Below are 26,204 nucleotides of genomic sequence, written 5' to 3' on the forward strand. Positions count from 1 at the left end.
GTGGGTTCGGCGTCAAGCGGGGCGGCGGATTGGACCAAAGTCTAATCTATCCGCGTTCCGGGGGTGTTTTTCGCGCCGTGTGACCTTTTGTAACGCCTCCGGAATCGTCCGGGGGCGTTTTTTCTTGCCGATTCGACCAAATTCCACCCGGTCCGCCTCCCTTCGGTCATGACCAGTAAGGAAACAGGGCCTATATGAACGGCGCTGCTCTCCGCGCGGCTGTGCGCGGGCGGTTGTAAAGGGACGATTGAGAGAAAAATGGCGGACGATGCGGGTCGGCTGAACCAGGTCTTTGCCGAGACCTCCTTCCTCTATGGCGCGAACGCCGCCTTCATTGAGGACCTGCACGAAAAATGGGCTTCGGACCCCGGCTCGGTGTCGGGGGAGTGGCGCGCCTTCTTCGATCAGCTGAAGGACAACGCCGACCTGGTGAAGCAGTCGGCCGCCGCCGGTTCCTGGGGTCGCTCGGGCGCGTCCGAGCCGACCGAGGAAACCGCCGTGTTCGACGGCCGCTGGCCCGCCCCCAAGATCGACCCCAAGGCCGCCGGCAAGCCCGGCCCGCGCCCGGCGGCTCCGGCGGCTGACGCTTCGGGCGCCGTTTCGGCCGCCGACGTGCGCGCCGCCGCCCACGATTCCATCCGCGCCCTGATGCTGATCCGCGCCTACCGCGTGCGCGGCCACCTTCAGGCCAACCTCGACCCGTTGGGCATTGAGAAGCCGATCGAGAACCCGGAGCTGACGCCCGAGTTCTACGGCTTCACCGCCGCCGACATGGATCGCCCGATCTTCCTGGACGGCGTGCTGGGTCTGGAGACCGGCTCGGTCCGCCAGGTGCTGGAAATCCTCAAGCGCACCTATTGCGGCAACATCGGCGTGCAGTTCATGCACATCGCCGAGCCGGAAGAGAAGGCTTGGCTGCAGCAGCGCTTCGAAGGTCCGGACAAGTTCGAACAGAACGCCTTCACCAAGGAAGGCAAGCTGGCCATCTTCAAGAAGCTGGCCGAGGCCGAAGGCTTCGAGCGCTTCCTGCACAAGCGCTTCCCCGGCACCAAGCGTTTCGGCCTGGACGGCGGCGAAGCCATGGTCCCGGCCCTGGAGCAGGTGATCAAGCGCGGCGGCGCCCTGGGTGTCGACGAGATCGTCTTCGGCATGGCCCACCGCGGTCGTCTGAACACGCTCGCCGCCGTCATGGGCAAGCCGTACAAGGCCATCTTCCACGAGTTCCAGGGCGGCTCTTCAGTTCCCTCGGACATCGAGGGTTCGGGCGACGTCAAATACCACATGGGCGCCTCGTCCGACCGTGAGTTCGACGGCCACAAGGTCCACCTGTCGCTGACGGCCAACCCCTCGCACCTGGAGATCGTCAACCCGGTCGTCCTGGGCAAGTCGCGCGCCAAGCAGGCCTTCGACATTCGCGAGGCCGAGGTCAACGCCGGCAAGCCGGACGCCGAATGGGTGCTGGACCGCTCCAAGGTCGTGCCGCTGCTGATCCACGGCGACGCCGCTTTCGCCGGTCAGGGCGTGGTGGCCGAGTGCTTCGCCCTGATGGGGCTGAAGGGCTACCGCACCGGCGGCACCCTGCATTTCGTCATCAACAACCAGATCGGCTTCACCACCAGCCCGCGCAACTCGCGCTCGTCGCCCTATCCGTCGGATGTGGCGCTGATGGTTCAGGCGCCGATCTTCCACGTCAACGGCGATGATCCCGAAGCGGTCGTCTTCGCCGCCAAGGTGGCCACCGAATACCGCCAGAAGTTCCACAAGGACGTGGTGGTGGACATGTTCTGCTACCGCCGCTTCGGCCACAATGAAGGCGACGACCCGACCTTCACCCAGCCGCTGATGTACGCCAAGATCAAGAACCAGCCCTCGACGCTGGAGATCTACGCCAAGCGCCTGATCGCCGAGGGCGTCATCACCCAGGCCGAGGTGGACGCCGAGATCGCCCGCTTCGAGGCCTACCTCGACGCCGAGTTCGAGGCCGGCAAGACCTTCGAAGCTAAGAAAGCCGACTGGCTGGACGGCGAGTGGAAGGGCCTGGGCGCCGAGACCGTCGATGACGCCGCGCAGCGCGGCGACACCGCCGTCGCGGCCGACAAGCTCAAGGACTACGGCCACCGCCTGACGACTATCCCGAACAGCGTCGACGTGCACAAGACGCTGAAGCGCGTCATCGACGGTCGCCGCGATGCGGTGTCGAGCGGCGAGAACATCGACTGGGCCACGGCCGAGAGCCTGGCCTTCGCCAGCCTGCTGGACGAAGGCTACAACATCCGCCTGTCGGGCCAGGACTCGGTGCGCGGCACCTTCTCTCAGCGTCACTCGGGCATCACCGACCAGACGACCGAGCAGCGCTACTTCCCGCTGAACAACCTGCGCGACGGCCAGGCCCATTTCGAAGTCATCGACTCGGCCCTGTCCGAAGAGGCCGTGCTGGGCTTCGAGTACGGCTATTCGCTGGCCGATCCGAACACCCTGACCATGTGGGAAGGCCAGTTCGGTGACTTCGTGAACGGCGCCCAGGTGGTGATCGACCAGTTCATCTCGTCGGGCGAGCGCAAGTGGCTGCGGATGAGCGGTCTCGTGATGCTTCTGCCGCACGGCTATGAAGGCCAGGGCCCCGAGCACTCCTCGGCCCGCCTGGAGCGCTTCCTGCAGCAGTGCGCCGAGAACAACATGCAGGTCGCCAACTGCACGACGCCGGCCAACTATTTCCACATCCTGCGTCGCCAGCTGCACCGCTCGTTCCGCAAGCCGCTGATCCTGATGACGCCCAAGTCGCTGCTGCGTCACAAGAAGGCGGTCTCGACCCTGGCAGACATGGCCGAGGGCTCGTCCTTCCACCGCGTGCTGCGCGACGACGCCGAGCTGCGTCCGTCGGTGGCGGGCGTCACGCTCAAGGCCGACAAGGACATCCGCAAGGTCATCGTCTGTTCCGGCAAGGTCTACTACGACCTGCTGGACGCGCGCGAGAAGGCGGGCGTGGACGACATCTACATCCTGCGTCTGGAACAGTTCTATCCGTGGCCGATCAAGTCGATCTCGGCGGAGCTGGCCCGCTTCCCCAACGCCGATCTGGTGTGGTGCCAGGAAGAGCCCAAGAACATGGGCGGCTGGACCTTCGTCGACCCGTGGATCGAGCTGACGCTCGAGAAGCTGGACGTGAAGGCCAAGCGCGCGCGCTACGTCGGTCGCCCGGCTTCGGCCTCGACCGCCGCAGGCCTGATGAGCCGCCACCTGAAGGAACTCGAGACCTTCCTCGCCGAGGCCATGGCCTGACCGCCGCGCCTGACCTAAGAAACAAGCAAAGTTCAGACACGAAAAGACACTGAAGATGGCCGATATCCTCACCCCCGCCCTCGGTGAATCCGTCGCCGAAGCCTCGATCGCCAAGTGGACCAAGAAGGTCGGCGACGCCGTGAAGAAGGACGAAGTCCTGGTCGAGCTGGAAACCGACAAGGTCTCGCTGGAAGTCGTCGCCCCCGCTGACGGCGTGCTGTCGGCGATCAACGCCAATGAGGGCGACACCGTCGTTCCCGGCACGGTGCTGGGCGCGGTGACCGAAGGCGGCGCGGCCGCCGCCCCGGCCCCGGCTCCGGCGGCTGCGGCTCCCGCCGCCGCTCCGGCCGCTGCTCCTGCCGCTTCTGGCGGCGCTGCGGTCGACATCGCCGTGCCGACCATGGGCGAGAGCGTCGCTGAAGGTTCGATCGGAACCTGGCTGAAGAAGTCGGGCGACACCGTCGCCAAGGACGAACTGCTGGTCGAGATCGAGACCGACAAGGTGGCCGTGGAAGTTTCGGCCCCGGCCGCCGGCGTCCTGACCATCGTGGCAGACAACGGCGCCACCGTGACCCCCGGTCAGGTGATCGGTTCGGTCGCCGCCTCGGGCGCGGCTGCTGCGGCCGCTCCGGCCCCGGCTGCGGCTCCGGCCAACACGGGTTCGGCCCAGGCTCCGGCTTCGGCGCACCTGTCGCCCGCCGTTCAGCGCGTTGTTTCGGAGAACAACCTGAACCCGGCCGCGCTGTCGGCTTCGGGTCCGAAGGGCAACATCACCAAGGCCGACGCCATCGCCGCCATCGGCGCCCCCGCTCCGGCGGCTCCGGTCGCTACTGCGCCTGCCGCGCCGCGCGCCGACCAGCCGCGCGAAGAGCGGGTGAAGATGACGCGCCTGCGTCAGACCATCGCCCGCCGCCTGAAGGAATCCCAGAACACGGCCGCCCAGCTGACCACCTTCAACGAGGTGGACATGACCAACGTCATGGCCCTGCGCGCCCAGTACAAGGAGGTCTTCGAGAAGCGCCACGGCGTGAAGCTGGGCTTCATGTCCTTCTTCACCAAGGCCGTGGTTCAGGCCCTGCACGAAATCCCGGCCGTCAACGCCGAGATCGACGGCACGGACATCATCTACAAGAACCACTACGACATCGGCATCGCCGTCGGCACCGACAAGGGCCTGGTGGTTCCGGTGCTGCGCGACGCCGACGCCCTGTCGCTGGCCGGCATCGAGAAGGGCATCGGCGCCCTGGGCAAGGCCGCCCGTGACGGCGCCCTGACCATGGACCAGATGCAGGGCGGCACCTTCACCATCACCAACGGCGGCACCTATGGTTCGCTGATGTCGACGCCGATCCTGAACGCGCCGCAGTCGGGCATCCTGGGCATGCACAACATCGTGCAGCGCCCGATGGCCATCAACGGCGAGGTCAAGATCCGTCCGATGATGTACCTGGCCCTCAGCTACGATCACCGCATCGTCGACGGCAAGGAAGCCGTGACCTTCCTGGTCCGCATCAAGGAACTGCTGGAAGACCCGGCGCGCGCCCTGCTGGACCTGTAAGGTCCGCATCACGCGAACGACTGACGACGGCGGGATCTTCGGATCTCGCCGTTTTCAATTGCGCGCCCCGCAGGCGTGTTAGGCTGGCGGCATGAGCCTGGTCGAGATCGCCCGCTATCACGACGTCTATGAGGCCGATCTGGCCGCGGCCTTCCTGTCGTCGCACGACATCGAGGTGTCGGTGACGGAGCGGTTTCAGACCACGGTCGACCCCTTGATGCAGCGCGCCCTGGGCATCCGGCTGATGGGGCGGGCGGATCAGGCGGCGCGGGCGCGCGATCTGCTGGCCCGCGCGGGGACGGGCGAGTTCGCCACGGATGAAGGCGATGATCTCGACGCGCCGGATACGACGGTTCGCACGGCCTCGCGCGGATTGGCCCTGTTCGCCTTTGCGACCGGCGCCGGCTTTGTCGGCACGGCCATGCCGCGTCGCTTCAACGCGCTGCAGTGGGCGGGCCTGGCGCTGATTGCGGCGATCCTGCTGCTGTCCGCGGGCGCCTATCTGTGGGCGTGGGTGAACGGCGCCATGGGTTGAGGCGTTGCAGGCGGTTGACGAGCGCGTCGAAAATAACGGAGCTTCGCGCCCGCTTCCTTGTGATGGAGAGTTTGCTTGCGTCTCAATCTGATCCCTGCGTCCGGCGCCCTGACCCTGGCGGCTGCGCTCATGGCTTGCGGGCCGGCCCCGGCCGAAGCGCCCTCCACTGCGCCCAAGGCGGAAGACGCTGCGGCGGCTGCTCCCGCAACGGCCCCGGCTGTCACCGAGAGAAGCGCCGACTTCCGCCGCACCGATCCGGCCCAGGCCGACCTCAGGCTGATCGAGGAAGGCGCCGAATGGCGCGTGCTGATCCGCGCTGGAGGCGTTCCGAACGGCGGGGCCACGGCGGCGGATTGCGAGCTTCAGGCGCGCGGCGTCCAGGACCGCGACGACGTCATCCACGCCAAGCTCATCCCGTTCGAAGGCGAGGTGAACGAACTGACGGCGGCCGACATCGGCGCCGACGCGCCGGTCGTCACGGTGCGCGTGGGGCCGGAAGGCGCCTTCGTCGAGGACAGCACGGCCGCCAACCGCTTCTGCGGCATGGGCTCCGACATCTCGGGCTTCTACAGCCGCACGCAGACGCCGGACTGACGGCGTATCAGGGGCCTAGAGGCCGACGTCCCAGACGCCCGCGTCGCGCATACGGCATTCGCGGGCTTCTGCGGCGCGGCCGCCCATGTCCTGGGCCATGCCGCGAATGGCGTCAGACACCGTGGTCTTGTGCAGGCCGGGCGTCACCGCGTGGATGAAGGCGCAGCCCGCCAGGCGCAGCAGCTTGAAGCCGAAACGCGACGACGCGGCCATATGTTCGAGGTAGGTCTCGTCGACCTCTCGCGGGTGATCGCGGAACAGGCGGTTGAAAGCGTTCGACATGAAGACAGCCTAGCGTGGTCGCGCCGGTCCCTCTACCCGGCGGCCGCATTCTGGCCTAAACCCGCCGTAGCAACAGGGGGCGCTTCGTCACGCCGCTTCAACCCCGCGTGAGGCCCCTGCCGAGATCTAAAAGGACGACCGATGGCCGACGGCAAGACCACTTCCGCCCAAACTTTCCGCTGGGAAGACCCCTTCGACCTGACGGGCCGTCTGACCGACGAGGAGCGGATGGTGCAGGACGCGGCGCGGTCCTATGCGCGCGAAGCCCTGCTGCCGCGCGTGGTCGCCGCCTTCCGCGACGAGGTGTTCGATCGCGCCATCATGACCGAGATGGGCGAAATGGGCTTCCTGGGCGCCATGCTGCCGGAACAGTACGGCGGCTCCGAAGCGTCGCACGTCGCCTACGGCCTGATCGCGCGCGAGGTTGAAGCGATCGACAGCGGCTATCGCTCGGCCATGTCGGTGCAGTCGTCCTTGGCCATGTATCCGATCTACGCCTTCGGCTCGGACGATCAGAAGGCGAAGTTCCTGCCCAAGATGGCGGCGGGCGAGCTGGTCGGCTGCTTCGGCCTGACCGAGGCGGACGGCGGGTCGGACCCGGCCGCGATGAAGACCACGGCGGTCGCGGTCGACGGCGGCTATCGCCTGAACGGCGGCAAATACTGGATCACCAACTCGCCGATCGCCGATCTGGCCATCGTCTGGGCCAAGCTGGACGGCGTGATCCGCGGTTTCATCGTCGAGCGCGATTTCGACGGCTTCACCACGGGCAAGATCGGCGACAAGCTGTCGCTCCGCGCCTCGGTGACGGGCGACATCGGCCTGAACGACGTCTTCGTGCCGGAAGCCAACATCCTGCCGGGCGTGCAGGGGTTGCGTGGGCCGTTCTCCTGCCTGAACAAGGCGCGCTTCGGCATCGCCTGGGGCGCCATGGGCGCGGCGGAGTTCTGCTTCCATGCCAGCCGCGACTATGTGGCCGAGCGCACCCTGTTCGGCCGCCCGCTGTCGGCGCGCCAACTGGTGCAGAAGAAGCTGGCCGATATGCAGACCGAGATTTTCCTCGGCTTCGAGGGCGCCTACGCCCTGGGTCGTCTGCTGGACACGGGCGCCTGGGTTCCCGAGGCCATCAGCCTGATGAAGCGCAACAACTGCGGCAAGGCCCTGGCCGTGGCGCGCGAGGCCCGCGACATGCACGGCGGGGCCGGCATCACCGGCGAACTGCACGTCATGCGTCACGCCATGAACCTGGAGACGGTCAACACCTATGAAGGCGCGCACGACGTTCACGCCCTGATCCTGGGCCGCGCCATCACCGGCGAAGCCGCCTTCTGAGACAAGCGTTGCAGAAAACGCGCGACGCGACGATCCTTTGCCGTTGTCGCGCGTTTGTCTCGCCTGCGGGGCGACGATGCTCGCCCGTCTGTCGACCGAAGGCGGTCGGCGCGTGAAGGAAACCGGAATGACGAAACACAGCCTGCTGGCCGGCGCCGCCCTGGCGATCTTCAGCTTCAGCGGCATGGCCCAGGCTGCGCCCGTGGTCGCGGCGGCGACGGCTGTCCAGTCGCCCGTGGCGGCCATGCCCTATGACGCCCGGCGCGGCGTCTTCACCTTCGCCGCCGGGCTGGAGGAAAGCCTGCCCGCCGTGGTCCAGGTGACGACCCTGGGCCAGTCGCGCGGTCCCAGCTCGGAAAACAATCCCAAGCCCTCGCAGGGCGGCTCGGGCGTCATCATCGACGCGCGCGAAGGCATCATCGTCACCAACCACCACGTCATCGAGAACGGCCAGAAGTTCACGGTCGACCTGATCGACGGCCGCCTGTTCGACGCCACCCTGATCGGCGCCGACAAGGCGACCGACATCGCCGTGCTGAAGATCGACGCCACGGGCCTGTCGCAGGTGGCGACGGTGGATTCCGACACCCTGCGCAGCGGCGACCTGGCCTTCGCCGTCGGCTATCCCCTGGGTCTGGACCAGACCCTGACCATGGGCGTCATCTCGGGCCTGAACCGCTCGGGCATGGGCGACGCCATCGAGGACTACATCCAGACCGACGCGGCGGTGAACTCGGGCAACTCGGGCGGGCCGCTGCTGGACAGCCGGGGGCGTCTGATTGGCATCAACACCGCCATCCTGTCGGGCGGTTTCGGCGGCGGCAACGACGGCATCGCCTTCGCCGTGCCGACGCGCATCATGATGTTCGTGGTCGACCAGCTGCGCGCCACCGGCGAGGTCAAGCGCGGCCGCGTCGGCCTGGGCCTCGGCTCCCTGACGGCCGAGCGCGCGCGCGAGATCGGGCTGAACATCGTGCGCGGCGCCGTGGTCTATGATGTCGAGCCGGGCTCGGCGGGCGAGAAGGCGGGGCTGAAGCCCGGCGACGTGCTGACGCGCATCCAGGACCGCCCGGTGGCCAACGCCGGTTCGGTCCAGGCCACGGTCGGCATCGCCCGCGCCGGAACCCAGATGCCGGTCGTCTATCTGCGCGACGGCCGCGAGGCCTCGACCCGGCTGACGGTCGAGCCGTCCGATCCGGCCGCCGTGCGTCTGGGTGCTCAGGCCGCCATGTCGCGCGGCCTGACGGTGCGCAATCCGGCTTCGGGCCGCGGGGCCCAGATCGCCGTGGTCGAGGCGGGATCGTCCGCCGCCGCAGCTGGGTTCCAGGCCGGCGATGTGGTGGTCCAGGCGAACGGCGCCGAGATCGCCGACATGAAGGATCTGGCTCAGCGTCTGCAGGCGGCGGGCGAGGCGGTCGTGCCGATCATCGTCCTGCGCGACAACGAACGCGTCGAGATCGACCTTCCGGCCTGATCCGGGCCCTCTGAAGCTCTACGGCATCGCCCGCGTGACCCGGCGTCGCGCGGGCGAAGTCTTATGCGTCTGTTGGGAAACGGACAGCAAAACGCCCGCGCTGCCGGGGAGGGGGAGGAGGGGCAGGCGCGGGCGTCGCTTGGAGGAAGCATCGACCCGCCGAAGCCCTTTACGCGGAAAAATCCAGGGGGCTGGGGGGCTGTTCAGGATCCGGGACTTTTCCGAACTCCGACGGGCCGATGATGCATGTGTGCGCGCTGTTCCGGGCGGGCGAAGGACCGAATGGGGGCGTTTTCGTGTCGCTTCGTATTTTCCCGATCGGTGAAGCTTAGACCTTCGACAGGATCAGGGTGGCGTTGGTGCCGCCGAATCCGAAGCTGTTGGACATGACGTGCTTCAGTTCGCCGTCGTGGCGCTGACGCAGGATCGGCATGCCCTCGAACTCGGGGTCCAGAGTCTCGATGTGGGCGCTTTCGGCGGCGAAGCCGTGCTTCATCATCAGCAGGCAGTAGATGGCTTCCTGCGCGCCCGCAGCGCCGAGCGAATGGCCCGTCAGCGACTTGGTCGAGGAGATCATCGGCATGGCGTCGCCGAAGACGTTGCGCACCGCGCCCATCTCCTTGCTGTCGCCGACCGGGGTCGAGGTGCCGTGCGGGTTCAGGTAGTCGATCGTGGGATTGCCGGCCATCTCCAGCGCGATCTTCATGCAGCGCTCGGCGCCCTCGCCCGAGGGGGCCACCATGTCGTAGCCGTCCGAGTTGGCGCCGTAGCCGGTGACTTCCGCGTAGATGGTCGCGCCGCGCGCCACGGCGCGTTCGTATTCTTCCAGCACGACGATGCCGGCGCCGCCGGCGATGACGAAGCCGTCGCGGGCCGTGTCATAGGCGCGGCTGGCCTTGTCGGGCGTGTCGTTGAAGTTGGAGGACATGGCGCCCATGGCGTCGAACATGTTCGACATGGACCAGTCGATATCCTCGCAGCCGCCGGCGAAGACCACGTCCTGCTTGCCCCAGGCGATCTGTTCGGCGGCCGCGCCAATGCAGTGGGCGCTGGTCGCACAGGCCGAGCTGATCGAATAGTTGACGCCCTTCAGTTCGAACCATGTGGCCAGCACGGCCGAGGGGCCGGACGCCATGGCCTTGGGCACGGCGAAGGGGCCGACGCGTTTGGGCGAGCCCTTTTCGACGGTCGTCTGGGCCGCCTGCAGGATGACCTGGGTCGAGGGGCCGCCCTCGCCGACGATCAGGCCGATGCGCGGATCCTTGATCTCTTCGGCGGTCAGGCCGCTGTCCTTCAGCGCCTCTTCAAAGGCGATGTGCGCCCAGGCCGTGCCGTTGGCCAGGAAGCGGGCGGCGCGACGGTCGACCAGCGGCGCCCAGTCCTCGGCCGTATGACCCAGGGCGGGCGGCGCCCAGACCTGGGATCGGAAGCCGTATTTGGCGTGGTCGGCGGCGTGCTGGACGCCCGACTTGGCGTCGCGAAGGGAGGCCGCGACCTGATCCTGGCCGGTGCCGATGGAAGAGACGATGCCCAGTCCGGTGACGACGACACGCCGCATGGTGTTTCCAATCCTACAAAGTCTGCGGACGCCGCGTTGCCCGCGGCTATCCATCAAGTGGGGTCAGGCGGGGTCGGGTTCCACCGGGGCCGCGCCGCCGAACAGGCCGACGCGCATGTCCTGACAGGTGTAGATGACCTCGCCGTCGGCCTCGAGCACGCCGTCGGCGATGCCCATCACCAGCTTGCGGTTGATGACGCGCTTCAGGTGGACCTTATAGACCACCTTCTTGACGTCCGGCGTCACCTGGCCGGTGAATTTGACCTCGCCGACGCCCAGGGCGCGGCCCTTGCCCGGTCCGCCGATCCAGCCGAGGTAGAAGCCGACCAGTTGCCACATGGCGTCCAGACCCAGGCAGCCCGGCATGACCGGATCGCCGATGAAGTGGCATTGGAAGAACCAGAGGTCCGGGTTGATGTCGAGTTCAGCCTCGACATAGCCCTTGCCGTAGTCGCCGCCGTCGGCGGTGATGGTCTTGATCCGGTCGAACATCAGCATGGGCGGCGCCGGCAGCTGGGCGTTGCCCGGGCCGAACAGCTCGCCCCGGCCCGAGGCCAGCAGGCCTTCGTGATCGAACGACGACGGATATTGCGACTGGCTCAAGGGAAATCGGCTCCGAAAGGTGTTGCTGGCGGGTTACACGACCCGAGGGCCGCGCTCAACCATGCCGTCAGTATATGAGATCAGGAAGCGCGGCCGGTTCCAGCGGGGCGGGCGGCGTTGCACAGGGACCGCTCTTGGGTTCCGAAGACCGCCCGCTCGGCGACCCAGCCGCGCAGCTTGCGCGCCCGCACCCGGCACCAGCCGTCCTCGCATTCGTCCAGAGGAACCAGGGCGCGGGGCGACAGAAGGGCGCGGACCGAGGCGGTCTCGGATCGACCCGAGCGGATCGGCACAGGTTCGTCCGAACGGTTGAAGACGCTGCGGCGGCCCGAGGCGACGGTGCGGTGAATCCAGGCGACGGAGCCGTCGGGATCGCAGATCTTTCGCCATTCGCGCGTCTCGGCGATCACCTGAACCGGCAGGCCGGCGGCGCGATATTCCCACAGGATGCGGTAGTCGAGGCCCGGCCCCTGACGCGCCCGCACCTGCGAGGATTTCAGCGTCACCCAGCGCGGCACCTCTAGCCCCGTCGGGGTCGGGCGGCCGTCGGGCATGGTCGATCCCGCCGACAACAGAACGCCGGTCATGAGGACAGCGGCGAGGGCCGCGACGCGAGGCGCCCTTTTGATCCTGACCGCAGCTTTGCTAGACACCGAATATCGACCCGTTCCAAACGGGCGCCGCCCGTGGAAAACCCAGGTCTCCTATGTCCGCTCGCAAGCTTAAGGTCGTATTAACCAGACGCCTGCCTGACGCGGTCGAAACGCGGATGCGCGAACTTTTCGACGCCGAGCTGAACCTGACTGACCGGCCGATGTCGCGCGATGATCTGGCCGCGGCCCTGCAGCGGGCCGAGGTGCTGGCGCCGACCATCACCGACCAGCTGGACGCCGAACTGATCGCGGGCGCAGGCGATCAGCTTAAGATGATCGCCAACTTCGGCGCGGGCGTGGACCACATCGACATCGACGCCGCCGTCGGGCGCGGGATCATCGTCACCAATACGCCGGGCGTCCTGACCGAGGACACGGCCGATCTGGGCATGAGCCTGATCCTGGCCGTCAGCCGTCGCATCGTCGAAGGGGCGGGCGTGGTCGAGGCCGGGCGCTTCGAGGGATGGAGCCCGACGTGGATGTGCGGCCGCAAACTGTGGGGCAAGCGCCTGGGCATCGTCGGCATGGGCCGCATCGGCCAGGCCTTGGCCCGTCGCGCCAGGGCTTTCGGGATGCAGGTCCACTATCACAACCGCAAGCCCGTCCCGGACATGATCGCCGAGGAGCTGGGCGCGACCTGGTGGGACGATCTGGACCAGATGCTGGCGCGCATGGACGTCGTCTCGCTGAACTGTCCGGCGACGAAGGAGACGCACCACCTGTTGTCGGCCGAGCGTCTGGCCCGGCTTCAGCCGCACGCCATCCTGGTCAACACCGCGCGCGGCGAGCTGATCGACGAGGCCGCCCTGGTCGAGGTGCTGGACCGCCGCGCCCTGTTCGGCGTCGGTCTGGACGTGTTTGAAAACGAGCCCCAGGTGCATCCGGGTCTGCTCGGCCGTGCGAACGTGGTGCTGCTGCCTCACCTCGGCTCGGCCACCCTTGAGGCGCGTCAGGACATGGGCGATCGGGTGATCGCCAACATCATGACCTATCAGAACGGCCACCGCCCGCCGGACCGGGTCATCCCGGCGATGCTCTAGGCGTGAGCTGACCCACAGACAGCGCAGGCCGGATCGGCGGCGATCTTCACGACGCGGCTGCTTCCGGCCAGCCCGTCGTACAGCATCAGGCGGCCGGTCAGCGGCTCGCCCGCGCCGGTGATCCGCTTGATCGCCTCCAGCGCCGCCATGGCGCCGATGACGCCGGCCAGGGCGCCGACCACGCCGACGCGAGCGCAGGTCTCGGCGTCGGGCGGAATCTCGGGCACCAGGCACTGGTAGCAGGGCCGTCCCTCGAACACCGACACCTGCCCCGACCAACGGCCCAGGGCGCCGGAGACCAGCGGCTTGCCCGCCGCCACGCAGGCGGCGTTGACGGCCAGCCGCGTCTCGAAATCGTCGGTCCCGTCCAGCGCCAGGTCGAAGTCCTGCATCAGAGCCGCCGCGTTGTCCGGCGTAACGCGCTGGTTGAAGGTCTGGACCGTGACGTGCGGGTTGAGAGCGTTCAGCCGCGCGGCGCCCGCCTCGACCTTGGCGCGGCCGGGGTCTTCGGCGGTGAAGGCGATCTGGCGTTGCAGGTTAGACAGGGCGACCGTGTCGTCGTCGATCAGGCCCAGCGTCCCCACCCCGGCGGCGGCCAGATAGAGGGCGGCCGGATTGCCCACCCCGCCCATGCCGACGATCAGCACGCGGGCGCGTTTCAGCGCCTGCTGGCCGGGGCCGCCGATCTCGGACAGCACCAGTTGGCGGGCGTAGCGGTCGACTTCCTCGTCGGAGAAGCGAACCGGGGCGAGAGGAGCGGAAGACTGGGTCACGCCGACTGTCTAGCGCAGTCGGACGGATGCGTCAGGCCGGAACGGGCGCGACCCCGACGGCCAGGGCCAGCAGGGTCTCGGCGCGCGCGGGACTGAGCTGATCCAGGGCCTCGCCGTTCAACAGGCGGGCCGCCTCGGGCGTCAGCTCGGCCAGGATCATGGGCCAGTCGCCGAACCGGCGGCCGCTGACAGCGACGTCAGACAACAGGCGCAGGTTTTCATGGCGCGGATCGACCCGCAGCCGGTCCATCAGGCGGTCGACGTCGGCTCGGCGGCCCTCGATGATCTGCAGGAACTGGCCGCCATGGCGCATCAGGGCGCTGGTCAGACCTTCGCGGCGATTGTTGCGCTCGGACTCGCCGAGGATCTCCGCCAGGATCAGGAGGCTGGTCGCCGCGCCGCCGACGGCGTCGCTGACATAGATGGCGCGGTGCAGGGGCAAGGGAACTCGAAACGCAAACGCAGCCTCCCCCGCCTCGCGGACGGCGAGGTGATGGGGCGGCCGGGGGCGTTCCCCTGTCACGGCGCGATTAAGAATCTCTTATGGTTAAGCTTTTCGGGCGGTTGCGACAAAGCCTGATCTTGCGGCGGGCCGCGGGCTTCGCCATGTCAACGGCCATGAATACGAGCGCCTCAAACTTCCCCGACTGGCACGGCACCACCATTCTGGCGGTGCGCAAGAACGGCCGCACCGTCATCGCCGGCGACGGCCAGGTCTCCATGGGGCCGACCATCGTCAAGGGCGCGGCGCGCAAGGTGCGCACCCTGGCGAACGGCAAGGTTCTGGCGGGCTTCGCCGGGGCCACGGCCGACGCCCTGACCCTGATCGAGCGGCTGGAAGCCAAGCTGGAGCAGTACCCGGACCAACTGGCCCGCGCCTGCGTCGAGCTGGCCAAGGACTGGCGCACAGATCGCTATCTGCGGAGGCTGGAGGCCATGCTGCTGGTCGCTGACAAGGACACCATTCTGACCGTCACCGGCGTCGGCGACGTGCTGGAGCCGGAATACGGCGTGGCCGCCGTCGGCTCGGGCGGCAACTACGCCCTGGCCGCCGCCCGCGCCCTGATCGACGAGCACACCGAACTGGACGCCGAACAGATCGCCCGCAAGGCCATGAAGATCGCCGCCGACATCTGCGTCTACACCAATGGCAATCTCACCATTGAAAGTCTGTAGGGCGTTATCGCTCGCCGCGCGGCGGCTTGCTGCTTGAGCGCCTGATATGCGTATTTCTGGACCGTCCGAACCATGACTGATCTGTCTCCCCGTGAAATCGTCTCCGAGCTGGACCGCTTCATCGTCGGCCAGGACGAGGCCAAGCGCGCCGTGGCCGTGGCCCTGCGCAACCGCTGGCGCCGCAAGCGCGTGCCGGACGACCTGCGCGACGAGGTCACGCCCAAGAACATCCTGATGATCGGGCCGACGGGCGTGGGCAAGACCGAGATCGCCCGGCGTCTGGCGCGTCTGGCCGGCTCGCCCTTCCTCAAGGTCGAGGCGACCAAGTTCACCGAGGTCGGCTATGTCGGCCGCGACGTCGACCAGATCATGCGCGACCTGGTGGAGAGCGCCCTGGTCATGGTGCGCGACAAGCGCCGCTCGGGCGTGAAGGCCCGCGCCGAGGGGCAGGCCGAGGAACGCATTCTGGACGCCCTGGTCGGGCCCGGCTCGCAGCCCGCCACGCGCGAGGCCTTCCGCAAGAAGCTGCGCGCGGGCGAGCTGGACGACAAGGAGATCGAGATCGCCCTGGCCGACACGGCCTCGCCCTTGCAGGGGCTGGACATGCCGGGCGGCGGCGGCAACGTCGGCCTGCTGAACCTGTCGGAAATGCTGGGCAAGATGGGCGGCGGCCGCACCAAGTCGGTCAAGCTGACCGTGCGCGACGCTCTGGCGCCCCTCGTCACCGAAGAGAGCGACAAGCTGCTGGATCAGGAAAGCCTGACCAAGGAAGCCCTGCTGCTGGCCGAGAACGAGGGCATCGTCTTCCTGGACGAGATCGACAAGGTGGCCGCGCGTCAGGATCGCGGCGGCGGCGCCGACGTGTCACGCGAAGGGGTGCAGCGCGACCTGCTGCCCTTGATCGAGGGGACGACCGTCTCGACCAAATATGGGCCGGTGAAGACCGACCATGTGCTGTTCATCGCCTCGGGCGCCTTCCATGTGGCCAAGCCGTCGGACCTGCTGCCCGAACTTCAGGGCCGCCTGCCGATCCGGGTCGAACTGAAGGCCCTGACCCGCGACGACTTCAAGCGCATCCTGACCGAGCCCGAGGCCAATCTGATCCGTCAGAACCAGGCCCTGCTGGCGACCGAAGGGGTCGAGCTTGTCTTCACCGACGACGCGGTCGAGGCCATGGCCGACGCCGCCGTGGCCGCCAACTCCACCGTCGAGAACATCGGCGCGCGCCGCCTTCAGACGGTGATGGAGCGGGTGCTGGAAGAGACCAGCTTCAAGGCCTCCGACCTGTCCGGCCAGACCCTGACCTTCGACGGCGACAAGGTGCGCGAGAAGGTCGGCGACCTGGCCAAGAACGTCGACCTGAGCCGGTTCATCCTGTGATGGCCTGATCCGCTGTCGCGGCGGTGCGGGATCAGCCCCGCATCGCCTCCACCGCTTCCACCAACCGCTCCAGATCCGCCGGGCTCGACAGCCGGTGGTCGCCGCCTTCGATCAGGTCGAGGCGCAGATCGCCGCCGCTCAGGCGTTCGGCCAGCTCGACCTGATGGCGCCACGGCACCACGTCGTCGGCGCGGCCCTGCAGCACGTGAACCGGCGCGGTGATGTCGATCCGGCCGTCCAGCAGCAGCCAGTCGCGGGCCTCCTCGAACATGCGCCGGGTCAGGACGTAGGAGCCGAGGCCTTCCTCGGTGATGACCGTCTCGCCTTCGCGCAGGATGGCCTGCCGCTCATGGTCGGCCAGACCCGGCCACATCAGCTTTTCGGTGAAGTCCTGCGCCGGATTGACCAGCACCACGCCCTTGATCCGCTCCGGCCGGGCCAGCGTCGCCAGAAGGGCGACCCAGCCGCCCATCGACGAGCCGACCGGGATCACCGGCCCCTGAAGGCTGTCGATCAGGGCGACGGCGTCTTCGCGCCAGCGGCCGATGGTGGCCTGCTTCCAGTCGCCGGAAGACACGCCGTGGGCGAAGTGGTCGTAGCGCACATAGCTCCAGCCGCGCTCTCGGGCGGCCTTGTCCAGCGCCAGGGCCTTGGTCCCCTCCATGTCCGAACGGAAGCCGCCGATCCAGACGACGGTCGGGCCTTCGCCATCCACGGCCTTGAAGGCCAGGGTCTCGCCATCGGGGCGTTTCAGAGTCTGGACGTCGGACATGAAAACTCCTCGGACTGTCATTCCTCGCGGAATGGCTTTAGCAGAGACCGCGATTGTTCACAGGCCGCGAGAGCCCCGCTTGTCCGCACCTAAAGCCCTCTTCGTCAGCTCCAACCGCATCGGCGACTGCGTCATCTCCTCGGGGGTGATCCGCGAGATCGCGCGTCAGATTCCGGGCGTTCAGATCACCGTCGCCTGCGGCCGTCCGCCGGCGCCCTTCTTCCGCTCGGCGCCCAATGTCGAACGGGTCATCATCCTCGACAAGATGAAGGCCGCCGGACACTGGGTCGATCTCTGGCGACAGGTGCGCGGGACCAAGTGGGACATGGTCGTGGACATCCGCGGCTCGGCCCTGGCTTATCTGATCCCGGCCAAGCGTCGCATCGTCTACAACCGCCGCTGGGAGACGGGCCTGCGCAAGGTCGAGATGGTGTCGCGCCTGATGGGCTCGGCTATGCCGCTGGACCCGGAAATCTTCCTCGACGCTCAGGCCCGCGCTGAAGCCGCCGCCGTCATCGATCCCCAACTGGCCGCCGGGCCGGGCGAAGGGCCGATCATCGCTTTGGCGCCCATCGCCCACCAGCCAGGCAAGTCCTGGCCCGCCGACCGCTGGGGGCAATTGGTCGAGAAGCTGAAGGCCGAGCCGCGTTTCGACGGCTGGCGCTTCATGCCCGTCGGCGGTCCCGGCGACCGGCCGCCCGCGACCCCGGCGCTGGAGGCGGCGGGACCGCGCGCCATCGACTGCGTGGGCAAGGGCGACATCCTATGCTCAGCCGCGGCCATCGACCGGGCGACCCTGTTCGTCGGAAACGACAGCGGCCTGATGCACGTCTCGGCGGCGTTGGGGCGGCCCACCCTGGGCCTGTTCGGTCCGACCGAGTGGTGGCTGTACGGGCCGTGGGGGCCGAAGACGCGCACGGCGGCGTCCAATGAGACGCGCGGCCAGTTCGCCCCGATCGAGGATCTGAGCGTCGATCATGTCTTCAATGCGGTGCTGGAGCTGCACGACGCCTATGTCGCTGAAGGGGCCGTAAAGGCCTGAAGGCCCGAAATCCCTTGAAACATCGGCCTTGCGTCGCCATATTCCGGCCGCTTGGAACACAGCCGCAGCCTTGCGCGCTGAATCCTCGCAGCCAGTTTCGCCTATCTTCTGATCACATAAGGAAACGACGCCCATTCGCCGTCCCATGCAAGCGCCGCCCGTAAAGGACGGGCCGCCCATCAACCAGGATATCCGCGCCGCCCGCGTTCTGCTCATCGACCAGAATGGGGAAAAACAGGGCGTCATGCCGCTGTCGGCCGCGCTGGAGGCCGCCGAGGAGGCGGGCCTGGACCTGGTTCAGATCGTCGCCAACGCCGAAACGCCGGTGTGCAAGATTCTGGACTACGGCAAGCATCGTTTCCAGGAACAGAAGAAGAAGGCCGAGGCGCGCAAGCGTCAGAAGGTCGTCGAGCTGAAGGAAATCAAGCTTCGGCCGAACATCGACACGCACGACTACGACGTGAAGGCCAAGGCCATGCACCGCTTCTTCGACGACGGTGACAAGGTCAAGGTGACCATCCGCTTCCGCGGCCGCGAAATGGCCCACCCCGAACTGGGCATGAAGCTGATGAACAAGGTCCAGGCCGATTTCGAGGAAGAGGCCAAGGTCGAGTTCGCGCCCAAGATGGAAGGCCGCCAGATGATCATGATCCTGGCGCCCCGCTGATCGCGGACTTGAACTGAAGACTTTGAAGACGCCCCGGCCGCATGGCTGGGGCGTCTTACTATCCGGCGAGACGAGAACGAATGACGGCGCAGACGACAAAGGCTTCCGGCGCGGGGACGCCGACCCTGGCGGTGCTGTTCGCCGTGGTCTTCATCAATCTGGTCGGGTTCGGCCTGGTGGTGCCGCTGCTGCCCTTCTTCGCCCAGAGCCTTCAGGCCGAGCCGTGGCAGATCACCCTGATGTTCTCGGCCTATTCCCTGGGTCAGTTCTTCGCCGAGCCCTTCTGGGGGCGGCTGTCGGACCGGATCGGGCGCAAGCCGGTTCTGCTGATCACGCTGGCGGCCAACGCCGTAGGCTATCTGTTGCTGGCGTTCGCGCCCAACATCTGGGCGGCGATCCTGGTGCGGATGTTCACAGGCCTGGGCGCGGGCAATATCTCGACGGTCCAGGGCTATATCGCCGACGTCACGCCGCCCGAGCGTCGGGCCGGGCGCATGGGGTTGATCGGCGCCGCCTTCGGTCTGGGCTTCATCGTCGGGCCGGGCATGGGCGGCCTGCTGGCTCAGCCGCAGATGGGCCATGTCGGCTATCAGCTGCCTATCTTCGCGGCCTCGGGCGCGGCGGTGCTGGCGGCGCTGGGGGTGATGTTCTTCCTGCGCGAAAGCCGGGCCAAGGCGGACCCGGCGGCGCCGCGCCCCGCCTTCCTGTCGGGGATTCAGTTCGCGCGCACGGACGAGGTGGTGTCGCGCGTCCTGGTGGTCAGCCTGATCTATCTGGCGGGCTTTTCGGCCATGGAGGCCGCCTTCGGCCTGTGGGCCGAGAACCGCTACGCCTGGACCGCGCGCGAGGTGGGGCTCAGCTTCATGATCGTGGGCCTGGTCTCGGCCGTGAACCAGGGACTGCTGGCCGGTCGGTTGGCGCGGCGGTTCGGCGAGGCGCGGGTGCTGGCGGCGGGGATGCTGCTGTTCGGGACGTCGCTTATTCTGCAGGTGGTCGCGCCGCCGGCCTGGTTCCCGGCGACGCAGATCGACCTGGGGCTGTTCGTCATTCCGGTGTCGGCCGGATGGATCATTCCCATCGTCATGGGGATCGGCGCGTGCGGCATGTCGCTGGCCATGCCCAACATCTCGGCCCTGATCAGCCGTTCGTCCCCGCCGGACCGGCAGGGCGCCATGCTGGGGCTGAACATGGCGGCGGGATCGATGGCGCGCATCGTCGGCCCCATGGCGGCGGGGGTTCTCTATTCCGCCGTGGGGCCGGACTGGCCCTTCCTGGTCGGGGCGGTGCTGACGGTTCCGGCGGCGGTCATGGCGATCAACGCCGGGCGCGCTGCGCGCCGTCGGGCGGCCCAGGTCTGAAGCGGACAGCGCGGACTCTTCTTGCCTCCGCTCCCCGTTTGGCGTAGAAGCCGCGCCTTCGCGTACCGGACCGCCGGGCGAACAGGCATGCCTGGGCGGTCTTAAATCGGTCATCTGACCTTGGGGCTCAAGTAGCCCGAAGGGCGGTAGACCCCTCAATAAAGAGAGTGAAAATGCCGAAGCTGAAGACGAAGTCGGGCGCCAAGAAGCGCTTCAAATTCACCGCGACGGGCAAGGTCAAGGCTGGCGTGGCCGGCAAGCGCCACCGCCTGATCAGCCACAACTCGAAGTACATCCGCCAGAACCGCGGCACTTCGGTCATGGCCGACGCCGACGCCAAGAAGATCAAGTCCTACATGCCGTACGCCTGATCGGCGCGCTGCATCACTGATCCTCTCCGCTAATCGAATTTGAATTAAGTCCCTCAAGCAGCGAGGCCCCGCGGGCCGAGCGGTAGGGACTTCCCGAAGGGAAAATTACAATGGCTCGCGTCACCCGGGGCGTTACGTCCCACGCCAAGCACAAGAAAGTCCTGAAGCAGGCCAAGGGCTTCTACGGCCGCCGCAAGAACACCATCCGCGCCGCCAAGGCCGCGGTGGATCGCGCCGGTCAGTACGCCTACCGCGACCGTCGCAACAAGAAGCGCTCGTTCCGCGCCCTGTGGATCCAGCGCATCAACGCCGCGGCCCGCACCGAAGGCTTCACCTATTCGCAGTTCATGCACGGCCTGAACAAGGCGGGCATCGAGCTGGACCGCAAGGTTCTGGCCGCCATCGCCGCCGATGAAGCCGGCTTCAAGGGCATCGCCGACAAGGTTCGCGCGGCCCTGGCCTAAGCGCTCGAGCAGCGAGACCCCGCGGGTCGAGCGCTAGCGCAAAAGAACAAACGCCCGTCCCGGTCGCCGGGGCGGGCGTTTTTCATGGGGCTCCTGACCTTTCGGGCGTGTCGGGCGTTGGGGTGAGGCAGCCGGTCGTCGATCGGCGTTTCAGGAGGCTTCGCCATGTCTGTCGCCCGCGTCACCGAAATCACCGCGTCCTCGACCGTCAGCTTCGAGGACGCCATCGCCCAGGGCGTCGCCCGCGCCGACAAGACCCTGCGTCACGTCGAAGGCGCCTGGATTCAGGAGCAGAAGGTGATCGTGCGTGACGGCGCGATCGCCGAATATCGAGTCAACATGAAGGTCACCTTCATCCTCGCGGATTGAGGCGGATCGACGCTGAAAGGCTTTGCGAGACGGCTGCGGCGGGCTAGACGCTGCGGACCATGACCGATCTCGCCCAGCTAGAACTCGACCTGATCAACGCCATCGGGGCGGCCTCGACCGTCGCCGCGATCGAGGAGGTGCGCGTCGCCGCCCTCGGCAAGACGGGGACCGTCTCGGCCCTGCTTAAAGGCATGGGGGCGCTGAGCCCCGATGAGCGCCGCGAGCGCGGCCCCGTCATCAACGGCCTGCGCGACCGGGTGTCGTCGGCCCTGGCCGCCCGTAAGGCCGAGCTGGAGGCCGCCGAGCTGGACGCCCGCCTGTCGGCCGAGCGCGTCGATCTGACCCTGCCCAGCCGTCCGCGCCGCAAGGGCGGGGTGCATCCGACCATGCAGGTCATGGACGAGATGGTCGCCGTCTTCGCCGACATGGGCTTCTCGGTCGCCGAGGGGCCGGACATCGAGGACGACTTCCACAACTTCACGGCGCTGAACTTCCCGCCCAAGCATCCGGCGCGGGAGATGCACGACACCTTTTTCCTGAAGCCCGACCCGCAAACGGGCGAGCGCAAGGTGCTGCGGACCCACACCAGCCCGGTGCAGGTCCGCACCATGATGTCGCAGAAGCCGCCGATCCGCATCATCGCGCCGGGCCGCACCTTCCGTAAGGATTCCGACGCCACCCACACGCCGATGTTCCACCAGATCGAGGGCCTGGTGATCGATCGCGACATCCACATGGGCCATCTGAAGACGACGCTGGAGACCTTCATCGCCCGCTTCTTCGAGCTGGACGATGTTCACGCCCGTTTCCGCCCGCACCACTTCCCCTTCACCGAGCCCTCGGCCGAGATGGACATCCGCTGCGACCGTTCCGGCGGCAAGCTGACCCTGAACGAGGGCGAGGACTGGCTGGAGATTTTGGGCTGCGGCATGGTGCATCCGAACGTGCTGCGCAACTGCGGCATCGACCCGGACGAGTATCAGGGCTTCGCCTTCGGCATGGGCGTCGACCGCCTGGCCATGTTGAAATACGGCGTGCCCGACCTGCGCCCTATGTTTGAGGCCGATACGCGCTGGCTGGCGCACTACGGCTTCTCCGCCTTCGCCGCGCCGAACCCGGCGTCGGGCCTCAGCTGATATTGAAAAGAGCGATCCCATGACTGACGCGACCAACACCGCCGCCGCTGAACCGATCGTCCTGGAGCTGCTGGGCCCTGGCCCGAACTATGCGAACAAGACGGTCTGGCTGCCCCAGCTGTTTATGGAAACGGCGCGCGCCGGGTCCATGGTCATTGAAGGCCGCCGGTTCGAGAATTGCCTGATCGAGGGTCCGGCCGTCCTGCTGCCGCTGGAAGGCTGCAACTTCGACGGCTGCAACATGGGCGACGCCCATGGCGACCCGCGCAACCTGATGCTGAGCCCGCAGGGTCCGCAGCGTGTCACCGGCCCGATTCCGTTCAAGAACTGCCAGTTCATCAACTGCAACTTCCTGGGCGTCGGCTTTACCGGCTCGTCCGCCTTCCTCGACAACATGGCCAAGGCCCTGGCGCAGCCGCAGGACGGTGCGACCCAATGAAGTTCACGCTTTCCTGGCTGAAGGCCCATCTGGATACCGAGGCCGAGGTCGATCAGGTCGCCGAGGCCATGACGATGGCCGGGCTGGAGGTCGAGGAGGTCCACGACCCCATCGCCGCCCTGGCGCCCTTCACCGTCGCCAAGATCATCTCGGCCGAGCGTCACCCGAACGCCGACCGGCTGCAGGTCTGCCAGGTCGAGACCGTGGACGGCCCGAAGGAGATCGTCTGCGGCGCGCCGAACGCACGGGCGGGCCTGACCACCATCTACGCCCCCATCGGCGCCTATGTGCCCGGTCTGGGCGTGACCCTGGTCGAGAAGCCGGTGCGCGGCGTGGTGTCCAACGGCATGCTGTGCTCGGGCGCGGAGCTTGAACTGCCCGACGAGAGCGACGGCATTCTTGAGCTGTCCGACGAGCTGCAGGTCGGCCAGCCCGCCGCCGGCGTCTTCGGCGCCGAGCCGGTCATCGACTTCGAGGTGACGCCGAACCGTCCCGACTGGCTGGGCGTGGCGGGCATCGCGCGCGACCTGGCCGCCGCCGGGCTGGGCAAGCTGACGACGCCGGAGATCGCGCCGGTCGCCGGCGCGTTCGACAGCCCCGTCTCGGTGACGCTGGAGGCGCCCGAGCTGTGCCCGGTCTTCGCCGGCCGCGTGATCCGGGGCGTGCAGAACGGCCCGTCGCCGGAATGGCTGCAACAGCGCCTGACGGCGATCGGCCTGCGCCCGATCAACCGCCTCGTCGACATCACCAACCTGATTTCCTACGACCGTGCGCGGCCTCTGCACGTCTATGATCTGGCGAGCCTGTCGGGCGACGCGATCGTGGTGCGCGCCGGTCGCGGCGACGCCGACCAGCTGGAAGCCCTGGACGGCAAGACCTATGCGCCGGGCGCCGCCGACTGCGTCATCGCCGACGCCGGGGGGCAGCGGGCCATCGGCCTGGGCGGCGTCATGGGCGGCGTCTCCACCGGCTGCTCGGACGAGACGGTCGACGTCTTCGTCGAAAGCGCCTGGTTCGACCCCATCGTCACGGCCCAGACGGGCCGCTCGCTGGGCGTCAGCTCCGACGCCCAGTATCGCTTCGCGCGCGGCGTCGACACAGCCTCGGTCGTCCCGGGTCTGGAACTGGCGACGCAGTTGATCCTGGACCTGTGCGGCGGCGAGCCGTCAACGGTCACGGTGGCGGGTCAGGCCCCGGCCGCCCCCGCCGCCTTCGCCTTCGACCCGGCCTATGTGAAGCGCTTGTCGGGCATGGATCTGGGCGAGGACCGGATTTTCGAGATTCTGTTCGCCCTGGGCTTCACCGTCATGCGCGGCTCGCCCTGGTCGGTGACGCCGCCGTCCTGGCGTCGCGACGTCGAAGGTCCGGCTGATCTGGTCGAGGAGGTCGCCCGCATCGAGGGTTACGCCGCCCTGCCCGACGCGCCCCTGCCGCCGGTCGCCCCGGCGCCGGGCGGGGTGCTCAGCTCGCGTCAGGCGCGCGTGCGCACGGCCCGTCGCGCCTTGGCGGCCCTGGGCTATGCCGAGGCCGTCACCTGGTCCTTCACCAAGCAGTCGATCGCGACCCTGTTCGGCGGCGGCGATGAGCGTCTGGTGCTGGAGAACCCCATCGCGGCCGATCTGGACTGCATGAGGCCCTCGGCCCTGCCGAACCTGATTCAGGCGGCGGCGCGCAACGCGGCGCGCGGCCACGCCGACGTCGCCCTGTTCGAGATCGGCCCCATCTATCTGGACGATCAGCCGAACGGCCAGCGCACCGTCATCGCGGGCCTGATCGCGCCGCACGCCGACCGTCACTGGGGCGGGGCGGGGGAAGACCCCCTGTTCGCGCTGAAGGGCGACCTGATGGCTGTGCTGGAAGAGATCGGCGCGCCGGTCGCCTCCCTGCAGCTGGCGCAGGGCTCGAACCGCGACTGGTGGCACCCCGGCCGCTCGGCCCGGCTGCAACTCGGGCCCAAGAACGTCATCGTCGAGTTCGGCGCCCTGCACCCGCGCGTGCTGAAGGCGCTGGACGCGGACGGTCCCATGCTGGCTTTCGAGATCGTGCTGGATTCCGTGCCGGAACCGCGGGGCAAAGCGGGCAAGGCGCGCGGCGCGGCGGATCTGCCGAACCTGATGCCCCTGACCCGCGACTTCGCCTTCCTGATGGATGAAGCCAAGGCCGTGGGCGACCTGACCCGCGCCGTGGCGGGCGCCGACAAGGCCCTGATCGCCGAGGTGCGCGTCTTCGACGTCTATCGCGGCCAAGGCGTGCCGGAAGGTCAGAAGTCGGTGGCGATCGAGGTCGAGGTCCAGCCCCGCGCCGCCACCCTGACCGAAGCGGAGATCGAGGCCCTGACGGCCAAGATCACATCTGCTGCGACCAAGGCCGGCGGGACTCTGAGAAGCTGAACATGACGGACAAGAAGCCCTGGGCCGAGACCCAGTTCGAGCGGAACCTGTTCCGCGCGCGCTGGTTGATGGCCCCCTTCTACCTCGGCCTGGTGCTGGCCCTGGTGATGCTGCTCGTCGTCTTCGTGCGGGAGCTGTTCTACTACCTGCCGCAGGCCTTCATCGTCGGCGACGGCCACATGACGTCCGACACCGCCATCCTGGCCATCCTCAGCCTGGTGGACCTGTCGCTGGCAGGCAATCTGCTGCTGATCGTCCTCTATTCCGGCTATGAGAATTTCGTCTCCAAGCTGGATCTGGACGAGAACCACGTGGACCGCCCGCCGTGGATGGGGTCGGTGGACTTCTCGGGCCTGAAGATGAAGCTGATCGCCTCCATCGTGGCGATCTCGGCCATCTATCTGCTCAAGAGCTTCATGAACATCGGCAAGCCGGGCCATCCGCTGGATGAGGCGGCGCTTATGTGGGCGGTGATCATCCATCTGACCTTCATCGCCTCGGGGGTGCTTCTGGCCCTGATGGACTGGATCGCGGCCAAGACCGACAAGCACTGACGGCCCGGCGGATTTTCGGCCTGCATGACGCAGGCTTGATCCGCTGGAACGCTTTATCGGCGCGCGCGGCAATCTTCGGTTAACCTTAAAGCCCCAAGGCTGCCGTAAAAGGCAGGGACGGTAGGCCAAGCCCGCGACGACGGGCGGACCGTCCTTAGCCGGGAGCCTTGATTATGCACCGCCGCCAACTGATCCGCACCAGCCTCGGCATCGCCGCCGCCGGCGCCCTGCCCGCCGGTCTGGGCGCTTGCGCCAGCCGCCCGCCCGCCGATCCCAACTATCCGATCGCGTCCGATCAGCGGGCCCAGGCCTACACCTTTGACGAACTGGTCACCGCCGGCTCGCGGGAACTGGGCATCGCCGCCGAGGCTGTAGGCGGCGCCATCGAACGCATCTTCGCCGAAC

Annotated in this window: 26 protein-coding genes and 1 pseudogene; 20 read left to right on the top strand and 7 right to left on the bottom strand. The window is 67.8% G+C overall.

Translation table 11 applies throughout. The features are described 5' to 3' along the window. Positions 1–258: 258 nt before the first annotated feature. The 4 genes from B3D50_RS13400 to B3D50_RS13415 all read left to right on the top strand — a co-directional run bounded on the left by B3D50_RS13400 (position 259) and on the right by B3D50_RS13415 (position 5,966). Positions 259–3,279 (top strand): 2-oxoglutarate dehydrogenase E1 component, encoded by a 3,021-nt coding sequence (locus B3D50_RS13400; RefSeq protein WP_286951912.1) that lies wholly within the window; start codon positions 259–261, stop codon positions 3,277–3,279. A gap of 55 nt (positions 3,280–3,334) precedes the next feature. Next, positions 3,335–4,837 carry a 2-oxoglutarate dehydrogenase complex dihydrolipoyllysine-residue succinyltransferase gene (gene odhB / locus B3D50_RS13405; protein WP_286951914.1) on the top strand — a complete coding sequence of 501 codons (1,503 nt, stop codon included), beginning with the start codon at positions 3,335–3,337 and terminating at the stop codon, positions 4,835–4,837. Between the two features lie 91 nt (positions 4,838–4,928). Next, a complete protein-coding gene (locus B3D50_RS13410; RefSeq protein WP_286951916.1) occupies positions 4,929–5,372 on the top strand; it encodes a hypothetical protein in 444 nt (147 codons plus the stop codon). Between the two features lie 75 nt (positions 5,373–5,447). Further along, on the top strand, positions 5,448–5,966 hold the full coding sequence (locus tag B3D50_RS13415; protein WP_286951917.1) for a hypothetical protein: 519 nt from the start codon (positions 5,448–5,450) through the stop codon (positions 5,964–5,966). A 15-nt stretch (positions 5,967–5,981) separates the two neighbouring features. On the opposite strand, the gene B3D50_RS13420 is transcribed toward B3D50_RS13415, so the two are convergent. Continuing rightward, complete coding sequence (locus tag B3D50_RS13420; protein WP_003166451.1) at positions 5,982–6,248, bottom strand: DUF6356 family protein; 267 nt, start codon at positions 6,246–6,248, stop codon at positions 5,982–5,984. 141 nt (positions 6,249–6,389) lie between these two features. On the opposite strand from B3D50_RS13420, the gene B3D50_RS13425 reads away from it, so the two are divergent. Continuing rightward, positions 6,390–7,580: an acyl-CoA dehydrogenase gene (locus B3D50_RS13425; protein ID WP_286951919.1), complete on the top strand. Its 1,191-nt coding sequence runs from the start codon at positions 6,390–6,392 to the stop codon at positions 7,578–7,580. Positions 7,581–7,707: 127 nt separating this feature from the next. Continuing rightward, the gene (locus B3D50_RS13430) at positions 7,708–9,054 is read left to right on the top strand and encodes a S1C family serine protease (RefSeq protein ID WP_286951921.1); all 1,347 of its coding nucleotides are present in this window, start codon (positions 7,708–7,710) and stop codon (positions 9,052–9,054) included. A gap of 328 nt (positions 9,055–9,382) precedes the next feature. On the opposite strand, the gene fabB is transcribed toward B3D50_RS13430, so the two are convergent. The 3 genes from fabB to B3D50_RS13445 form a co-directional block, all read right to left on the bottom strand. Beyond that, entirely contained in the window at positions 9,383–10,612 is a 1,230-nt protein-coding gene (gene fabB / locus B3D50_RS13435; protein WP_269296557.1) for a beta-ketoacyl-ACP synthase I, read from the bottom strand. 63 nt (positions 10,613–10,675) lie between these two features. After that, on the bottom strand, positions 10,676–11,215 hold the full coding sequence (gene fabA, locus B3D50_RS13440; RefSeq protein WP_269296556.1) for a 3-hydroxyacyl-[acyl-carrier-protein] dehydratase FabA: 540 nt from the start codon (positions 11,213–11,215) through the stop codon (positions 10,676–10,678). Positions 11,216–11,295: 80 nt separating this feature from the next. Continuing rightward, positions 11,296–11,802 (bottom strand): SH3 domain-containing protein, encoded by a 507-nt coding sequence (locus B3D50_RS13445; RefSeq protein ID WP_269296555.1) that lies wholly within the window; start codon positions 11,800–11,802, stop codon positions 11,296–11,298. Positions 11,803–11,921: 119 nt separating this feature from the next. Between B3D50_RS13445 and B3D50_RS13450 the strand changes: the two genes are divergently transcribed. Then, complete coding sequence (locus B3D50_RS13450; protein WP_286951924.1) at positions 11,922–12,908, top strand: 2-hydroxyacid dehydrogenase; 987 nt, start codon at positions 11,922–11,924, stop codon at positions 12,906–12,908. On the opposite strand, the gene B3D50_RS13455 is transcribed toward B3D50_RS13450, so the two are convergent. Beyond that, complete coding sequence (locus tag B3D50_RS13455; protein WP_286951926.1) at positions 12,905–13,681, bottom strand: HesA/MoeB/ThiF family protein; 777 nt, start codon at positions 13,679–13,681, stop codon at positions 12,905–12,907. The genes B3D50_RS13450 and B3D50_RS13455 overlap by 4 nt on opposite strands. Positions 13,682–13,712: 31 nt before the next feature. Next, positions 13,713–14,123, bottom strand: coding sequence for a BLUF domain-containing protein (locus tag B3D50_RS13460; RefSeq protein ID WP_286951928.1), 411 nt, complete (start codon positions 14,121–14,123; stop codon positions 13,713–13,715). A 164-nt stretch (positions 14,124–14,287) separates the two neighbouring features. Here B3D50_RS13460 and hslV point away from each other — a divergent pair, with 164 nt between their 5' ends. Together hslV and hslU are read left to right on the top strand one after the other, a co-directional pair. After that, positions 14,288–14,857: an ATP-dependent protease subunit HslV gene (hslV, locus tag B3D50_RS13465; protein ID WP_269297173.1), complete on the top strand. Its 570-nt coding sequence runs from the start codon at positions 14,288–14,290 to the stop codon at positions 14,855–14,857. 72 nt (positions 14,858–14,929) lie between these two features. Then, positions 14,930–16,237 carry an ATP-dependent protease ATPase subunit HslU gene (gene hslU, locus B3D50_RS13470; protein WP_286951930.1) on the top strand — a complete coding sequence of 436 codons (1,308 nt, stop codon included), beginning with the start codon at positions 14,930–14,932 and terminating at the stop codon, positions 16,235–16,237. A gap of 31 nt (positions 16,238–16,268) precedes the next feature. Here the strand turns inward: hslU and B3D50_RS13475 are convergent, their stop codons facing one another. Further along, positions 16,269–17,009 (bottom strand): alpha/beta fold hydrolase, encoded by a 741-nt coding sequence (locus B3D50_RS13475; protein WP_286951931.1) that lies wholly within the window; start codon positions 17,007–17,009, stop codon positions 16,269–16,271. 79 nt (positions 17,010–17,088) lie between these two features. Between B3D50_RS13475 and B3D50_RS13480 the strand changes: the two genes are divergently transcribed. The 11 genes and pseudogenes from B3D50_RS13480 to B3D50_RS13530 form a co-directional block, all read left to right on the top strand. Next, positions 17,089–18,051 carry a glycosyltransferase family 9 protein gene (locus B3D50_RS13480; RefSeq protein ID WP_286951932.1) on the top strand — a complete coding sequence of 321 codons (963 nt, stop codon included), beginning with the start codon at positions 17,089–17,091 and terminating at the stop codon, positions 18,049–18,051. Between the two features lie 145 nt (positions 18,052–18,196). Next, positions 18,197–18,718 (top strand): translation initiation factor IF-3, encoded by a 522-nt coding sequence (infC, locus tag B3D50_RS13485; protein ID WP_003166438.1) that lies wholly within the window; start codon positions 18,197–18,199, stop codon positions 18,716–18,718. 80 nt (positions 18,719–18,798) lie between these two features. Further along, positions 18,799–20,076: an MFS transporter gene (locus tag B3D50_RS13490; RefSeq protein WP_269296549.1), complete on the top strand. Its 1,278-nt coding sequence runs from the start codon at positions 18,799–18,801 to the stop codon at positions 20,074–20,076. A 173-nt stretch (positions 20,077–20,249) separates the two neighbouring features. Then, positions 20,250–20,447 carry a 50S ribosomal protein L35 gene (gene rpmI / locus B3D50_RS13495; protein WP_003166435.1) on the top strand — a complete coding sequence of 66 codons (198 nt, stop codon included), beginning with the start codon at positions 20,250–20,252 and terminating at the stop codon, positions 20,445–20,447. Positions 20,448–20,557: 110 nt separating this feature from the next. Next, positions 20,558–20,911: a 50S ribosomal protein L20 gene (rplT, locus tag B3D50_RS13500; protein WP_003166434.1), complete on the top strand. Its 354-nt coding sequence runs from the start codon at positions 20,558–20,560 to the stop codon at positions 20,909–20,911. Between the two features lie 165 nt (positions 20,912–21,076). Continuing rightward, entirely contained in the window at positions 21,077–21,280 is a 204-nt protein-coding gene (locus B3D50_RS13505) for a dodecin family protein (RefSeq protein WP_046652585.1), read from the top strand. Between the two features lie 59 nt (positions 21,281–21,339). Next, positions 21,340–22,416 (top strand): phenylalanine--tRNA ligase subunit alpha, encoded by a 1,077-nt coding sequence (pheS, locus tag B3D50_RS13510; protein ID WP_286951953.1) that lies wholly within the window; start codon positions 21,340–21,342, stop codon positions 22,414–22,416. A 19-nt stretch (positions 22,417–22,435) separates the two neighbouring features. Further along, positions 22,436–22,855, top strand: coding sequence for a hypothetical protein (locus tag B3D50_RS13515; protein ID WP_003166431.1), 420 nt, complete (start codon positions 22,436–22,438; stop codon positions 22,853–22,855). Next, the gene (gene pheT / locus B3D50_RS13520; RefSeq protein ID WP_286951956.1) at positions 22,852–25,245 is read left to right on the top strand and encodes a phenylalanine--tRNA ligase subunit beta; all 2,394 of its coding nucleotides are present in this window, start codon (positions 22,852–22,854) and stop codon (positions 25,243–25,245) included. The genes B3D50_RS13515 and pheT overlap by 4 nt, the downstream gene beginning before the upstream one ends. Positions 25,246–25,247: 2 nt before the next feature. Further along, positions 25,248–25,799 carry a TIGR00645 family protein gene (locus tag B3D50_RS13525; RefSeq protein WP_003166428.1) on the top strand — a complete coding sequence of 184 codons (552 nt, stop codon included), beginning with the start codon at positions 25,248–25,250 and terminating at the stop codon, positions 25,797–25,799. Positions 25,800–25,972: 173 nt separating this feature from the next. Beyond that, a pseudogene (locus B3D50_RS13530) lies at positions 25,973–26,204 on the top strand (DUF1134 domain-containing protein); the annotation flags it as partial.

The organism is Brevundimonas sp. UBA7507, from assembly GCF_002478355.1.
Classification (GTDB): Bacteria; Pseudomonadota; Alphaproteobacteria; order Caulobacterales; family Caulobacteraceae; genus Brevundimonas; species Brevundimonas diminuta_D.

Bases quoted from the DNA above. Each gene is read 5' to 3' on its own strand.
- B3D50_RS13400 (WP_286951912.1), top strand. From the start codon at position 259: ATGGCGGACGATGCGGGTCGGCTGAACCAGGTCTTTGCCGAGACCTCC.
- odhB (WP_286951914.1), top strand. From the start codon at position 3,335: ATGGCCGATATCCTCACCCCCGCCCTCGGTGAATCCGTCGCCGAAGCC.
- B3D50_RS13410 (WP_286951916.1), top strand. From the start codon at position 4,929: ATGAGCCTGGTCGAGATCGCCCGCTATCACGACGTCTATGAGGCCGAT.
- B3D50_RS13420 (WP_003166451.1), bottom strand. From the start codon at position 6,248: ATGTCGAACGCTTTCAACCGCCTGTTCCGCGATCACCCGCGAGAGGTC.
- B3D50_RS13425 (WP_286951919.1), top strand. From the start codon at position 6,390: ATGGCCGACGGCAAGACCACTTCCGCCCAAACTTTCCGCTGGGAAGAC.
- B3D50_RS13430 (WP_286951921.1), top strand. From the start codon at position 7,708: ATGACGAAACACAGCCTGCTGGCCGGCGCCGCCCTGGCGATCTTCAGC.
- fabB (WP_269296557.1), bottom strand. From the start codon at position 10,612: ATGCGGCGTGTCGTCGTCACCGGACTGGGCATCGTCTCTTCCATCGGC.
- B3D50_RS13445 (WP_269296555.1), bottom strand. From the start codon at position 11,802: ATGACCGGCGTTCTGTTGTCGGCGGGATCGACCATGCCCGACGGCCGC.
- B3D50_RS13450 (WP_286951924.1), top strand. From the start codon at position 11,922: ATGTCCGCTCGCAAGCTTAAGGTCGTATTAACCAGACGCCTGCCTGAC.
- hslV (WP_269297173.1), top strand. From the start codon at position 14,288: ATGTCAACGGCCATGAATACGAGCGCCTCAAACTTCCCCGACTGGCAC.
- hslU (WP_286951930.1), top strand. From the start codon at position 14,930: ATGACTGATCTGTCTCCCCGTGAAATCGTCTCCGAGCTGGACCGCTTC.
- B3D50_RS13475 (WP_286951931.1), bottom strand. From the start codon at position 17,009: ATGTCCGACGTCCAGACTCTGAAACGCCCCGATGGCGAGACCCTGGCC.
- infC (WP_003166438.1), top strand. From the start codon at position 18,197: ATGCAAGCGCCGCCCGTAAAGGACGGGCCGCCCATCAACCAGGATATC.
- B3D50_RS13490 (WP_269296549.1), top strand. From the start codon at position 18,799: ATGACGGCGCAGACGACAAAGGCTTCCGGCGCGGGGACGCCGACCCTG.
- rpmI (WP_003166435.1), top strand. From the start codon at position 20,250: ATGCCGAAGCTGAAGACGAAGTCGGGCGCCAAGAAGCGCTTCAAATTC.
- rplT (WP_003166434.1), top strand. From the start codon at position 20,558: ATGGCTCGCGTCACCCGGGGCGTTACGTCCCACGCCAAGCACAAGAAA.
- B3D50_RS13505 (WP_046652585.1), top strand. From the start codon at position 21,077: ATGTCTGTCGCCCGCGTCACCGAAATCACCGCGTCCTCGACCGTCAGC.
- pheS (WP_286951953.1), top strand. From the start codon at position 21,340: ATGACCGATCTCGCCCAGCTAGAACTCGACCTGATCAACGCCATCGGG.
- B3D50_RS13515 (WP_003166431.1), top strand. From the start codon at position 22,436: ATGACTGACGCGACCAACACCGCCGCCGCTGAACCGATCGTCCTGGAG.
- pheT (WP_286951956.1), top strand. From the start codon at position 22,852: ATGAAGTTCACGCTTTCCTGGCTGAAGGCCCATCTGGATACCGAGGCC.
- B3D50_RS13525 (WP_003166428.1), top strand. From the start codon at position 25,248: ATGACGGACAAGAAGCCCTGGGCCGAGACCCAGTTCGAGCGGAACCTG.